This window comes from Micromonospora sp. MP36, assembly GCF_008119785.1.
GTDB lineage: Bacteria > Actinomycetota > Actinomycetes > Mycobacteriales > Micromonosporaceae > Micromonospora.
Genome location: NZ_VSFA01000330.1, coordinates 1 through 289 on the forward strand (window position 1 = coordinate 1; position 289 = coordinate 289).

Sequence of the window (289 nt, forward strand, 5' to 3'; positions counted from 1 at the left end):
AATCCACCCCGGCCACCCTGGCCGGGTCCGGTCCCTCACCCGGCGGATACGTCGCCACCGGCACTTCGGCGGTCACGTCCAGGAACAGGCGGCCGCCCTCACACAGCAGGGTGACCGACCGGACCTGCTCAACCGGATACGGCACCTCCCGCGCCAACCGGACCCACAACGGCGGGCTGTTTTGCGCGGTCGGGACCCGCACCCGCCGCCCGTCGAGGGTGAAGGTGCCGTGATGCCAGCGCACCGGCATCAACGCCCGCCGACGGCGCGGGAACCGCGCCGACACGTC

General features: G+C 73.0%; 1 protein-coding gene. It reads right to left on the reverse strand.

All coding sequences use genetic code 11. The features are described 5' to 3' along the window. Positions 1-289: hypothetical protein (locus FXF52_RS42360; RefSeq protein WP_187414038.1), on the reverse strand; the 289-nt coding region annotated here is incomplete at both ends.